Below are 13,558 nucleotides of genomic sequence, written 5' to 3'. Positions count from 1 at the left end.
AAGAATAAAAAAGACGAGGCGTCCCAATTGGGACGCCTCGTCTTTTTTGTGAAGTTCTTTTGCCGTTACGCTTCTTTTGCCGCAGGGTGGTCCTTCCGGAATAACCGCTTGGCAAGATAGATGAACGGCGTATCCAGTGCAGCCACGGCTACCTTGATGATGTAGGTGGACAGCATGATTTCCATGAAAATGTTCAGGGGGAAGACGCCCCAGAACGCGATGGTGCAGAAGATGGCGGAATCAAGGAACTGGCTGATCATCGTCGACGCATTGTTGCGCAACCACAGCATCTTGCCGCCAGTGCGCTGCTTGATGGCGTGGAAGGCCCATACATCATGCATCTGCGAGACAAGATAGGCGAACATGCTGGCCAGCGCGATGCGCGGCATGAAACCGAACAACGCCTGCAAATGCGGCTGTGCAAAGTCGTCGGTAGCAGGCTGGAACAGCAGGGCGATCTGCATGTATCCGACCATCATCAGCAGGGTGACAAAGCCGAGCAGGACCCCTTTTTGGGCTTCTTTCTTCCCGTAAAATTCACTGAGCAGGTCGGTGGCGAGGAAGACGCTCGCGTATAAGACGTTACCAAGGGTCGTGGTCAACCCGAAGAGTTCCACGGTTTTCAGCACCTGAATGTTGCACAGGAGCAGGTTGAAAACCATCAGCCCGAACAGGCCGACTCGTCCGAAAAAGCGATATACGGCCAGGACCATGCACAGGTCGACCAGCGCGAAAAGTATCCATAGTGTTTCATTCATGGTGAGTGCCTTGCCCGTTGGGTCGGCTTATGTCAAGAAGGAATCTTGGTGGTTCTTCTCGGTAGGATTGAGCTAAGTGCTCATAAATAAATACTATTCACCAAGATATGCCTTGCGAATGTCCGGGTTGCTCAACAGGTTGGCGCTGTCGTCTTCCATGACCACCGAGCCGGTTTCCAGAACATAGCCGCGTTGGGCGCATTGCAGTGCCAGGTTCGCGTTCTGCTCCACTAGCACCACGGTCACACCCTGCTCATTGATCATCTTGATGATGTTGAAAATCTGTTGAACCAGCAGCGGCGCCAAGCCCATGGACGGCTCGTCGAGGAGCAGTACTTTGGGGCGGCTCATGAGCGCACGGCCCATGGCGAGCATCTGCTGTTCGCCGCCGGAAAGGGTGCCGCCCGATTGTTTGCGGCGCTCCTTGAGCTTGGGGAACAGCTCGAAAACCCGCTCCATATCCTCTTTGATACCGGCCTTGTCCTTTCGGAAAAAGGCACCCATATCCAGATTCTCGAGAACGCTCAGACGGGGGAAAATGCGGCGACCTTCGGGTACCTGACACAGGCCCATGGATGGCAGCTGTTCGGAACTGACATTGTTGATGCGTTCGCCCTTGTAGAAAACATCGCCCTCGACCGCCTGCACCACGTTGCACATGGTCATCAATGTGGTGGATTTACCGGCACCATTGGCACCGATGATGGTCACGATCTCACCTTTGTAGACCTTGAGCGATATTCCCTTCAATGCCTTGATTCGACCATAGGCCGAAACCACGTTCTTCATTTCCAATATGGGCTTCTGTTCAGCCATGTATGCCTCCGACAGTTCCTCCGGGAGGAGAAACCATGTGCTCTCAAATCGTGTTATCGCGGTTCGGAACGAATAACTCCCGAACCCCTGTGGTGACCGGCTTTCTGTTGTGGGCCGGTCCCGTTGTGTTCTCAGTATGGTCCATGCCGCTCCCTGAAGATGCGATGAGCATCTTCAATCACGGACCTCCCAACATTCAGCGCTAATCCATTTCTTCCGACCGTTTACCCATACGCTTGGCAGGCCAGATTCCCTTGGGCCGGATGAGCATCATCAGCGTCATTGATCCGCCGAAAATGAACATTCGGTATAGCTCGAAGTCTCGGAACGCCTCGGGTAGGGCAACCAGAGCCAGTACGCCGAGTATGACCCCGGGGATGGACCCCATGCCTCCGAGAACGACCATGGCCAGCACCATGGCTGACTCAAGGAATGTAAATGATTCCGGCCCGACAAATCGCATTCGTGCGGCAAAGTAGGCTCCGGCGAAACCGGCGAAGACCGCGCCCGAAGCATAGGCCAGCAGCTTGAGCAAAAAGGTATTCACACCCATGAGTTCGGCCGCTGTTTCGTCTTCGCGAATGGCTTCCCATGCCCGTCCGATGCGTGAGTAATTGAGTCGATAGACGCACAGGATGGTGAACACGGCAATGGCAAGGATGACATAGTAAAGCATCCAGAGCTTTTTGAGCATCAGCGTTTCAAAAGTGAAGTCGCCGAAATCAAACCACCAGATGCTGGGCTTGCTGATACCCAGAACACCGTTGGGCCCATTGGTCAGCTCCATCCAGTTGTTGAGGATGAGCCGGACGATTTCACCGAACCCGAGGGTGACGATGGCGAGGTAGTCACCGCGCATACGCAGTGTGGGGTAGCCGATGATGCAACCGGCAATGGCGGCAAAGCCACCTGCAATGGGCATGCACAGCCAGAAGGGCATGTCATAATTTACATTGAGCAGTGCATAGGTATACGCGCCCACACCATAGAAGGCGATGTACCCCAGGTCGAGCAGACCGGCCAGACCGACAACGATGTTCAGTCCAAGACCAAGACAGATGTAGACAAGAACCGAGCTGGCAACGTCATGGGCGTAGCGTCCTGTTACCAACGGGAAAATGATCGCCGCCGTCAAAAGCGCACCCAGCATGATCCAGGTGGGTGTTTTTGCGTAGATCGTCTGGATGTACTCGGCCACTGACCTGATGGGAGTGCCAACGGAATCGAGCTTTCCGGCCTGTTGGATCTGGTACACGGCCATGATGCAGATACCTGCCACGGCAAACTTCAGGAAGATGTCGAATGTCTTGGCAAACTCCAGCCCCTCGGGTTTGATGCCGAGCAGCGGCCAGAGCAGGGCCAGGAACCAGAGAAGACCGACGGCCAGTGCGATCCAAAGTTTTTTAGACTCTTGTATCGTCAACGTTCTCTCCCATGATGCCGGTGGGTTTGAAATAGAGCACACCGATAAGAATGATGAAGGCGAATACGTCTTTGTACTCACTGGACAGATAACCCGCGGCGAAAATCTCGACCATGCCGATGATCAGCCCGCCGATCATGGCCCCGGTGATGTTGCCGATGCCGCCGAGGACGGCTGCGGCAAACGCCTTGATGCCGGGAACAAAGCCCATGCTGTAGTTGACCGATCCGTAGTAGAGGCCAACCATGATACCGGCGGCAGCGGCGAGTCCGGCGCCGATGGCAAAGGTCAGGGCAATGATCCGGTTGGAATTGATGCCGACCAGAGCGGACATGACCTTGTCCTGGGCTGTGGCGCGCATGGCTTTACCTATGCGGGTCTTGAAGACCAGAATATTCAGTCCGATGAGGAGTGCGGCGGTCAGGCCGACAATGAGCATCTGCATGTAGGAGATGGTAATCAGGCCGAATTCCAGCCCGCCGGAAGTGATCTCCGTGGGATAGGGCTTGTCGTAGACGCCCTGTGTCAGCATGAGGCCGTTCTGCAGAAATATGGACATGCCGAGCGCGGAAAGAAGCACGGCGAGGCGTGAAGCCTGTCGCAGGGGCCGGTAGGCAAGTCGCTCGACCGCCATGGCGAGCAGTGCGCAGTAAATCATGGCCAGAACCAGGCTGACGGCCAGACATACATATGGATGGTAGCCCTGGGCGGCCATCCAGGAAATGAAAATAACGCCCATGTATCCGCCGGCGGCGAAGAATTCACCGTGGGCAAAGTTGATGAGCTGGATAATGCCGTAGACCATCGTGTAGCCAAGGGCAATGAGCGCGTAAACGCCCCCGAGCGTGATCCCGTTGATCAATTGCTGTATGAAAAATTCCATGGTGTTCCAATATGCGGGGGGATGCCGTGTGGCAGCCCCCCGCGGTTGTATCGTGCTGGGTCGTGATTACATGAACTTCTTGTTGGTCAGGGAATTCCAGTAAGGCTGGAACTTGCCGTCCTTGATGATGTAGACGGTGTAGTTGGAACCGGAATCGCCGTTCTCTTCGTACTTGAGCAGCTTGGAAGCGCCGACGAACTCGGTCTTCAGCAGTGCTTCGCGCACAGCGTCGAAGTCGGTGGTACCGGCAGTCTTGACGGCGCGCATGTAAGCCATGGCAGAGTCAAAGGCGTAGGCGGAATAGGCGCCCGGACCGGTGTTGAACATTTCCTGGTACTTCTCCATGAGAGACCTCTGCGCATCCCCTTTTCGCGTCCGTGCCTTGCGCTCCGCACCCAATTTGATGTTCTGACCGCACCCCAGCTTGGGCTCATTCCCGGCCTTTTCCTGCCATTTCTGGCCGAAATGCCGGATTTTGGACGCACCTCTCCCTTCAGGCTCGCGCCAGTCGAACAGCTTTTTTCAAATTGAACGCCATGGCGAGGATGTGGAACTCTCCCTCCACCTTCTCACGACCCACGTATCGGGACCGAAAGAATGCGTAGCCACGTTTGAGTGTGCCGAAGGCCCGCTCGACTATTTGCCGAATGCTGCTGATGTCACGGTTGCGGGTCTTTTCGAAGTCTGTCAGCCTGCCGCCACGAGGCGTCTTGTCCATGGTTCCGTCCTCCAAATCGCGATCAAACAGAATGTCCCGGTTCTTCCCGCTGCAATAGCCCTTGTCCGCATAAACCCGTGCGCCGGGATCAAGGCCGACGCCATTCACGAGCCGCTCGAATTCGCCCGTGTCCGAATGGTTCGCGGGAGTGATGTGACCACAGAGCAGAAACCCGTCTCGACTGTCCGTCGCGGCATGGAGCTTGTAGCCGTAATAGGCCCGATTTCTCTTGCGGAGCCAGGCCGCCTCCTCGTCATCCGAATAGCTGACCCGGCAGTCCACCGGCCCATCCTGTTCTTCGGCGTCCTCGGAACGGTCCTCAGGCATCACGTCGATAACCTTGCGCGGCCGCCGCTGCGACTCGACTACCGAGGCGTCCACCACGGCTCCCTCACGGACAAGAAGCCCTTGTCCTTCAAGCTGGCGGTTAAGCATGTCGAGCAAGGAGTCCAGCACCTTCAGGCGGATCAAACCGTTACGGAAACGGCATATGGTGGTCTCGTCCGGCACGTCGTCCTCGATGGAAAAACCGGTAAATCTGACAAAGGAGAGCCGGTCGAGCAGCGCCTGCTCCACGCCCGGATCACTCAGGTTGTACCAACGCTGCAAGAGCAGAATCTTGAACATCGCCAGAGGCGGATAGGCGGGATTGCCCACGGCGTTGGCCTTGCGCCTGATCTTCTTGCACAGAAAGGCGTTGATGGGCTGCCAGTCGATGAGTTCGTTGATCTCATCCAGAAATGTGGTCTTGGTTCTGCGGTGCCCCAGGAAGTAATCACCCAACCGAGGTCCTTTCTGCCGAATAGCCATGCCTTCCTCCTTTGGATGGAGAAATAATAGCATAATAAATCAAATAGTTAAAGAGTAAAAGTGTGGGATTTGCCGTGCAGAGGTCTCATATGTCAGAGTAAAGCTCTCTATCGATCTTTGCCAGGCGATAGCATGTGCCTTCGCCCGGTGTGGCTTCAAGATTGTAGAGATTGCCGGTTTCTTCCTGGAATTGCACAACCAATCGACGCAAGAGGTTGAGCGTTTGTTGCATGAGGCGTGAGCCGGATGGTGTGTCCACTCCCTTGCCCAGCAGGTTCATGCATGCTTCATGTCCGCCGATGAGGCCGATAGTTGAGAAGTGGCCCTTGAAGCCGTTCTTCAAGTACCGGCGAGAGAAGGGAAACATCCCAGCACTCAGGTTTTTTTCAACTATTTTTCGTTTGTATTCCAGAGACTCGCTTGCCAGTTGGGCATACTCGGTTATCAGGTCAAAGAAGTCTTCTTCATTATGAGCAAGGTATGCAAGTTTGGACAGGTTCAGGGTAACGACGCCGATAGATCCAGTCAGATCGCCTGCTCCAAACAGCCCTCCAGTCTTTTTACGAATCTCACGCAGGTCCATCTGCAAACGGCAGCACATGGAGCGAACATCCTCAGGGTTGAGGTCCGAGTTGATGAAGTTCTGGAAGTAGGGGGCACCGTATTTTGCAGTCATTTTGAGCAGCAGCTTCCCTTCTTCGGATTCCCAGGGGAAGTCTTCGGTCACGTTGTACGTGGGGATGGGGAAGGAGAAAATGCGTCCGTCAGCATCGCCTTCGAGCATTACTTCGAGGAAAGCCCGATTGATCATGGCCATCTCTTCCCCGTATTCGCCATAAGTGGAGTCCTGCAATTGACCGCCAATAATGACAGCCTCCTTGGCGATATGGGCCGGAGGCACGACATCGAAGGTGAAGTTGGTGAATGGACTTTGCCCTCCCCAACGTGACGTGGCATTGAGGTTGTGGAGCAATTTCTGAATCTGTTGTTTTACGCTGGCATAGTCGAGGCTGTCGTACCTGATGAATGGGGCCAGATAGGTGTCGACATTGTTAAATGCCTGAGCGCCTGCCCATTCATTTTGGAGGGTTCCGAGGAAATTAACGATCTGGCCGCAGGCCGCGTCAAAGTGCTTGGCCGGAGTGGAGGAGCACCTGTCGCGCAAATTAAATCCTTCCAACAGAAGGTCGCGCAGGCTCCAGCCGGAGCAATAGCCTGCCAGACCGAAGGAAAGATCGTGGATGTGGAAGTAGCCGTGATTATGGGCCATTCGCACTTCCTCCGGATACTTTTCCAGCATGTATCGAGCTTGGACTGATCCAGCCATATGCAGGATCAATCCCTGATAGGAGTGAACCATGTTGGAGTTTTCGCTGACGCGCCAGTCGATGTTATCGAGGTAGCTTTCAGTTATTCCTGAGATGTCCAGATAGGCATCGTTTTGAGATCTCAGTTCCCTGCGTTTCTCGCGGTAGATGATGTAGCGTTCTGCGACTTTGTACAACCGGGCCTCCATGAGAACCTGTTGCACCGTGTCTTGGACTTGTTCCTGCTCAGGGACATCGATGTCTGCGAGCTTCTTCTCAACTTTTCCGGCCAGGCGGTCAGCTAAAAGCGGGTCCTTGATGCCGCTGCCTTTGAGGGCTTTGAAAATGGCGTTACCAATACGTTTGGTTGACCACGTTTCGATGCATCCATCACGTTTTTGAATTTGAATAGGCATAAGAATCTCTTGCAAACAGCAGAGTGCGGATGGTTTCCAGTGCAGGCCAATGGCCTGAAGCTGAAACTGTTTGCTCGGTTGCCAATAGTGAACTCAGCAGCAGAACCACTGAAAACCTGGCAACAGTTGGAGAGTGAGTCCGTTCATGTCCGTGTGCAATCTCCGCGGATCGCATTCGGCAAGAAACGCTTCAGGTAGGTCTTCTGGCTTTCCTCGTCTGCTCCGCCTTCCCGCCTTGCGGCAGTGGCTAGTTGGAGTCAGAACTTCAAGTGAGGATTACAGCGGCGGGACCGCTCCGGATTCGCACCGGATTCCCTGTTATGGCCTTGGCGGCCACCTGAAGGACATCGTGATGAATAAAAACTATCGCAAGGCAGTGGATAGGGCAAGGGGGAATGCTAATTGAGTTCAAACCGAAAGGGGATGGTTATCCGGCTCGATATCGGACGGCCTTGGTGGAGGGCTGGGCGAAATTTCCAATGCTTCAAGGCGGTACATGCGCACTTGTCGAAAATACCTTCGGGCGACGATTTAATAATAATTGGGTCCGCTACAGATCCGTCGATGTTGACGATGCAAGAAATAACGACTTTACCGGTAATACTGCGCTGTCGGGCGCGACGTGGATACTCTGGGCGTACTTGATGGATCGCCACGGGAATTGTATTCGTTTTACCTATCCCGTCTCTTTTATGTCCATGACCAAATCCTCCTTGTCCGTGAGGTATCCCATTGGGATCACTCTCAGTGAGGCCTCTTTCTGCGGTCATGCTGTTTCCATTATCTGTCCATTTTTGAAGGGCATCGGTTTGGCTGATTGTTGATCCTGCATGCAAAGAAATATTGTCCGGAGACTTTCTTTTGGATTGATTGGATTCTCCAGTGTTTTGTTTTGAGGCTTTTTCTTTGAGTGCACTATGTTTGTTGCGCGGTTTTGGAGAAGTTATGAGCCCTTTGCTTGTCTTTTCGGCATTGGCAATCCCTGTCCCTCCCATTCCGGAAGTGCCTAGAAGCGTTACCTCATAGGTACTCCATGTCGTTGAGCGAACTTCGGCTTTTGTGGATGAAAAACCGATAAAGGCACCAAGTGACAGGTGGAGTATGATCGACGAAAACAAGAAGTACTTCAGCATAGTAGAGTCAAATGGCTTGACAGTCAGTTGAATTATTGAATAAGTGTTCTGCTTTGTTGGGCTCTAATACATTCATATGTTCGAGTCCATGGTTAACTATAGTTACCTTTCGGGTCCCTGCTCAGCAGGGATAATTGGGAAGTTCGGTGAGAAACCGACGCTGGCCCGCAACCGTGAGAGGGGACGAAAACCGCATAATGCCACTGGGGATATCCTGGGAAGGCGCGGTGAGTAGGTCGATCCTCGAGCCGGGAGACCAGCCCTTAAGGTGGATTTTGTAGGCTTCGAGGCAAAGCCTGGGATCACGATCCGCCGTGCACGCTGTGCTGGCTGGTGCTCTATTCCCTATTTCCCCCCTCGAAGCCTCCTGTAACGCTACAACAGGAGGTTTTATTATGAGTGTCGTAGCTCTGCTGCTGGCATTTTGTTTATTCATCCCAACTGCCTGGGCCGCCGAGTCCAGAGTTGATCCATCTTCGGGAGTTCTTCCCGAAGTGGTGGTCACTGCAACCTCTGTTCCTACCCCGAGCAAAGAGGTTCCGGTTCATGTCCAGATTGTCACATCGGAAGAAATCAAAAACACTGACGCCAAGGATGTTTCAGACGTTCTGGCAAAGTTTGTTCCCGGACACTTTCACAAGTATGGGGCAGATTACTCTTCTGTGGGGCTTCGTGGATTTAGAAGTAACAGTATGGCCGGTACGGATCTAAAGAGTAAAACATTGATCCTTATAGACGGCATGCGAGCTGGAACTGGGCGTGTCAGCGTGCTTCCGGTGGATAATGTGGATCGTATCGAAATCGTTCGTGGACCGGGGTCTGTAATCTATGGTGGCTCTGCCATGGGTGGTGTTATCAACATCATCACACGTAGAGGCAAAGGAGATGTGTCCGGTAACATCGGTGCCGAGGCTGGCTCCTTCGGTCAATATAGGGTGAAGGCGAACGCCTCCGGTGCAACAGAGAATGACACCGGCTACTCTGTTGCCGGACATGGAGAACGACAAGGGAGCTATGTTACGGGAGGTGGAGAAGAGATTGAAAACTCCCAAATGACCGACAGAGGGCTTTCCGCCAGCCTAACGTATAGGAAAGATGCAGCGAATGACCTTCATATGGCTGGTATTTATAATCATAGTGACAAAGGTTCGCCTGGCTCCGGTCGGTATCCTAGTGCAACCGACAATAGCAAAAGCACATACAAGCGTATGGCCTTTGACTGGACCACTGATCGAGGAGATGCCCCTCTAGGTTGGTATGCTAAAGGGTATGCCGTCAAACATGCGTATGTCTGGAATGATCATGCAACGGAGATCGATACTACTACCGGTGGGCTTCGAACCGGGGCGGACTTAGAGACGGGTAGCTTTGGCAACCTGTTGTTGGGTGTAGAGTACGACAGGATCAAGGAGGAACAGCGTAAGAGCGTTTGGGGACCTAATACTGAGTATAATAATTATGCTCTATTGGCTGAGCAACGCATCACTGCTGGTGATTTTCTCTTTTATCTTGGCGGTCGTTTTGACGACTACAACATGAAAATGAAAGAAACCCCCTCCATTACGGTTGCAGAAGGTAGCCGTAAGTTCACCAATCTGAGTTGGCGAGGTGGTGCGGTCTATGATGCCGCAGAGTGGTTGAGCTTTCGCACTGCAGTGGGTACCGGATTTCGTGCTCCGTCTGCTGAAGAGTTGGCAGGATCGTATACCACGAGTTGGGGTGCTACCTATTCAGGTAATCCAAACCTTAAGGCAGAAACTGCCACCACTGCAGAAATAGGGACCGATTTCTATTTGGGGGATATGACAGCAGGAGCAACGCTGTTTCATACACAGAGCAAGAACTCTATTGTTACCACAGGTAGCTTTCCCAATTATACCTATGAAAATATCAAGGGCATCAACCTGACGGCGTTTGAGGGGTATCTTCGTTCGTCGCATGATGTGACATACAATAAGACCAAGATAGTTTTTCAGCCATACCTGAATGGAATCTATTATCTTGATCGTAAGAACATGGATGATGCACTGACCAATGCCAGAGGAACCAACACTCCGCTGTACATATCTGAGATGAGTCTCACAGCTGGACTAACAACCCACATTGGTAAACAATTAACCCATGACCTGAATATGGTTTATGTTGGTGATCAGAAAATTCAGAGTTTTAAAACGACACCGTCAACTTACAAAACGATGTCCGGGTATACGGTGTTTGGTACTCGTCTGACATTTAAACCAGGAGCCAACATCAGCACATATATTGATGTGCAAAATTTGTTGAATAAGAAATACGATTGCGTAGATGATTATACCATGCCCGGCAGAAGTATGAAGCTGGGTGTTAATTACGACTTCTAACTATTCCGCGCCCGTTTACCGGGCGCGGTTTTTATTATTATGAACCTTAATCCGTGAACAGCATCAATGTTTACAACATTAGCATAGCATTGACAACTTTTCTTTCCCCTGGATTTCTGGTATGTTGCGAAAGACAACATCGGCTGAGAATATTTCACCCGAGAGGTGCGCAGCATGGCCAAAATGTCCTTGAAACTTACCGATGAACCGTTGGTGGGGCACGCCGGCCTTATTTCCATCGGCGAGATGCTCAGGATCGCGGCGATCGATGAAACATGCCTGCACAGAGAATCCATGGCCAAGCCCATCAAGGAACGCGACATCTTGCGCACCATGTGCGGGCTGCTCACGCTCGGCAGGACCGACTTCGACCATATCCGGCCCTTTCGCAAAGATGAGTTTTTCGCCCGGTCCCTGGGGTTGCGGCAAGTCCCCTCCGAGGCCTCGCTCAGGCAGCGTTTTCAGCAAATGAGCGAGGACCGGCGTTTGCTCGACGCCCTGCCGGGCTGCTCCCTGCGGCTGTGGAAGAAACTCGACTTCAAACCCCGCATCATCGAACGCGACAATCGCAAATGGGTTCGGGTCGACGTGGACCCCACCATCCTGGACTGCTCGGACGCCCCCAAGCGCGAAGGCGTCGCTTTCGCGCACAACAACGTCCTGGGGTATCAGCTTGTGTGCGGATTCCTCGAGGGCGGCTTCATGCTCGCCTCGCAGCTGCGCACCGGAAGCGCACACGCCCTTTGCGAAGGCGGCGTCGACTTTCTCAAGGAAGTCCAGAAGCGGGCGAAAAAGCTCACCGAAACCAGACTCCTCAACGTCCTCGACTGCGCCTTTGATAGCGCCGAGGCCATCGGTCTGTACCGGCGCGACCCGGAAGCCGACTTCATCATCAAGCACAACCTGCGCAGGGAAAGCGTCACCGGCTGGCTTGAGACGGCCAAGGCCCATGGCGTCGTCCATTCTCCGCGCCCAGGCAAGACCGTCTGGCGCGGCAGCATCACGCGCGAGGTCAAAGATGTGGGGCCGGTGCGATTGGTCTTCGAAGTGACCGAGCGAACCGAAAAGCATGGGCAGCTTTTGTTGTCGCCTGAAATCACAGTCTTTTCCGTATGGACAAACCTCGACCTCCCGGAAAAAGACGTCTTGAGACTCTACCGCGACCGTGGGACCTGCGAGCAGTATTTTGCTGAACTCAAGAGCGAGCTTGATCTGGAGCGCCCGCCGTCCGGCAAGTTCACTGCGAACGAATTGTTCTATCAGGTCGGCATGTTGGCCTATAACATGCTGCGAATGATGGGAGATTGGCTTCTCCGCGCCGATGGTCTGGGACTGAAAAAGGCGAACCGCAGACGGCTTCGCACGGTAATGCGCGGAGTCATGCACATGTGCGGGCGAATGGTGAAGCACGCACGGCGACAATGGCTGAACGTCGTTGGCGGCAGAGGCTGGGGCGAAGCGCTGATGGCCATGCACGCGCGCCTCTGCTCGGTTTGAGACGAAAGGATTCGAGACAACCAGATAAGGACAGGAGAAGTGCGCCCAATAACGCTCAAAATCCGGGTCCATGGGCTCGAAAACTTCTCCTGAGAGAAGAGAGCACGAGGGGTGGGATGATCTAAGTCCTACTTTCGGCATTACGGGTCTCAAAACTGTCTCTCAGGATGAGGTCGGAGCACTGTTCTTGTCCATCTTCACGGATTCAGGGTATTATATTAAGTTGTTGTTTTCGTTGAAGTACAATGCGCTTGTCTTCCATTGCCCCTCTGAGGTCCGGTACGCCAATCCATTTATCTGACGACGCTCCTCGCCGATGCGTAAGTCCAAGTGGTACTCGCGGTAGTATGTTCCACTATTATCTTTGTATGTCATAGTTGGGGTCACGGTGACAGCAAGGTCGCCCGTATCGGCCTGCCATTCCTTGGATGTTCTGCGCAGGGAATTCTCCAAGGCATCTTCAATTACAGGGGTGAAGCTGGCCGGGATGTAGCCAACCATGCCATATGGTATGGCCTGTTCACCGCGATCCAGCAGCATACCGCTTCCTAAGCCTACAAAAAGTAACACGATGGCAGCAGCCACCTGTAGCATTCTGGGAAATCCTACCTTTTGTTGATAGCGGGTCGGAGCATTGATTGTTTCCAACAGCCGCTCAGGGATATCTTCTGCCAGCACGGCATTCATTTCGGCTTTGAGCCAGGCGGTGCTTCGAGAGGCTTCAAGCACATAGGCTTGCGCATCTATACTCCGCTCAATCAGCGAGTCTATTTCAGCCATCCCGACACTATCGAGTTCACCGTCCAGATATGCCTGTAATTCCATTCTATTGTATTCGTGAGTCATTGTTACTCCTCTCGAACTTCTTGTTCGTTACGTTCTCCCTCGGCCCTTGAAAAGAGTACCTTTCCAAGTTGTATCCTTCCCCGTCCAACCCGGCTGGCCACTGTCCCAGATGGAACTTCCAAAATTTTGGCCGCCTCGGAATAGGAGTATCCCTCTATGCATACCAGCATGACAGCTGAGATTTGGTCATCAGGCAACGTTTTTAATGCTCGTTTGATGTCTATATTTTCATCTGGACTGCCTGTACTTCCGTCTACGATGGAATCCGAACTGTCTTTGTCTCCGACCAAGGAGAGGTGTTCGAAGCGGACTTTTTTCTTGCGCAGACAGTCAATCCATCGGGTTTGAATGATCCGGAACATCCAACTGTCAAAGCGCGTGCCTTTGCGGACCTGGTCCAGCCGTTCAAGGGCGCGCTCACACGCATCTTGAACCAGGTCGTCCGCAATGACTGGATCTTTAGTCAGCCCCCTAGCAAAACGACGAAGTCGGGGAAGGAGGGCTACCAGCTCTTGCCGTAGCACCTCCTTCTCCATTTTATCCAAGTTAAGTCGTTTGAAGCTCAGTATCTTCATAGTGCACTGCTATTTG

The 13,558-nt window shown here is 53.1% G+C and carries 12 protein-coding genes and 2 riboswitches; of the genes, 2 read left to right on the top strand and 10 right to left on the bottom strand.

Annotation, left to right across the window (positions count from 1 at the left end):
• Positions 1-65 precede the first annotated feature (65 nt).
• The 8 genes from DPRO_RS07980 to DPRO_RS07945 form a co-directional block, all read right to left on the bottom strand.
• Positions 66-758: a queuosine precursor transporter gene (locus DPRO_RS07980; RefSeq protein ID WP_097011567.1), complete on the bottom strand. Its 693-nt coding sequence runs from the start codon at positions 756-758 to the stop codon at positions 66-68.
• A gap of 93 nt (positions 759-851) precedes the next feature.
• Positions 852-1,574, bottom strand: coding sequence for an ABC transporter ATP-binding protein (locus DPRO_RS07975; protein WP_097011566.1), 723 nt, complete (start codon positions 1,572-1,574; stop codon positions 852-854).
• 202 nt (positions 1,575-1,776) lie between these two features.
• Positions 1,777-2,997, bottom strand: coding sequence for a high-affinity branched-chain amino acid ABC transporter permease LivM (livM, locus tag DPRO_RS07970; RefSeq protein WP_097011565.1), 1,221 nt, complete (start codon positions 2,995-2,997; stop codon positions 1,777-1,779).
• Complete coding sequence (locus DPRO_RS07965) at positions 2,978-3,880, bottom strand: branched-chain amino acid ABC transporter permease (protein ID WP_097011564.1); 903 nt, start codon at positions 3,878-3,880, stop codon at positions 2,978-2,980. The genes livM and DPRO_RS07965 overlap by 20 nt, the downstream gene beginning before the upstream one ends.
• 66 nt (positions 3,881-3,946) lie before the next feature.
• Positions 3,947-4,225 (bottom strand): ABC transporter substrate-binding protein, encoded by a 279-nt coding sequence (locus DPRO_RS07960; RefSeq protein WP_232005744.1) that lies wholly within the window; start codon positions 4,223-4,225, stop codon positions 3,947-3,949.
• A 148-nt stretch (positions 4,226-4,373) separates the two neighbouring features.
• Entirely contained in the window at positions 4,374-5,441 is a 1,068-nt protein-coding gene (locus DPRO_RS07955) for an IS5 family transposase (RefSeq protein WP_097010253.1), read from the bottom strand.
• A 52-nt stretch (positions 5,442-5,493) separates the two neighbouring features.
• A complete protein-coding gene (locus DPRO_RS07950; protein ID WP_232005743.1) occupies positions 5,494-7,131 on the bottom strand; it encodes a ribonucleoside triphosphate reductase in 1,638 nt (545 codons plus the stop codon).
• Positions 7,132-7,307: 176 nt separating this feature from the next.
• Positions 7,308-7,487, bottom strand: a riboswitch (cobalamin riboswitch).
• Positions 7,488-7,529: 42 nt separating this feature from the next.
• Positions 7,530-8,264: an energy transducer TonB gene (locus tag DPRO_RS07945; protein WP_097011563.1), complete on the bottom strand. Its 735-nt coding sequence runs from the start codon at positions 8,262-8,264 to the stop codon at positions 7,530-7,532.
• Between the two features lie 94 nt (positions 8,265-8,358).
• A riboswitch (cobalamin riboswitch) is annotated at positions 8,359-8,543 on the top strand.
• Between the two features lie 116 nt (positions 8,544-8,659).
• Between DPRO_RS07945 and DPRO_RS07940 the strand changes: the two genes are divergently transcribed.
• Positions 8,660-10,624, top strand: coding sequence for a TonB-dependent receptor plug domain-containing protein (locus DPRO_RS07940; protein WP_097011562.1), 1,965 nt, complete (start codon positions 8,660-8,662; stop codon positions 10,622-10,624).
• Positions 10,625-10,798: 174 nt separating this feature from the next.
• Positions 10,799-12,121: an IS1380 family transposase gene (locus DPRO_RS07935; protein WP_097011561.1), complete on the top strand. Its 1,323-nt coding sequence runs from the start codon at positions 10,799-10,801 to the stop codon at positions 12,119-12,121.
• A gap of 213 nt (positions 12,122-12,334) precedes the next feature.
• Here DPRO_RS07935 and DPRO_RS07930 read toward each other — a convergent pair whose 3' ends face one another.
• Both DPRO_RS07930 and DPRO_RS07925 read right to left on the bottom strand, forming a co-directional pair.
• Positions 12,335-12,967, bottom strand: coding sequence for a hypothetical protein (locus tag DPRO_RS07930; protein ID WP_097011560.1), 633 nt, complete (start codon positions 12,965-12,967; stop codon positions 12,335-12,337).
• 2 nt (positions 12,968-12,969) lie between these two features.
• Positions 12,970-13,542, bottom strand: coding sequence for an RNA polymerase sigma factor (locus DPRO_RS07925; protein WP_197706503.1), 573 nt, complete (start codon positions 13,540-13,542; stop codon positions 12,970-12,972).
• Between the last annotated feature and the right edge of the window lie 16 nt (positions 13,543-13,558).

This window comes from Pseudodesulfovibrio profundus, from assembly GCF_900217235.1.
Lineage (GTDB): Bacteria > Desulfobacterota > Desulfovibrionia > Desulfovibrionales > Desulfovibrionaceae > Pseudodesulfovibrio > Pseudodesulfovibrio profundus.
The sequence above is the reverse complement of the archived record's forward strand: the minus strand, read 5'-3'. Positions and strand labels throughout refer to the sequence as shown.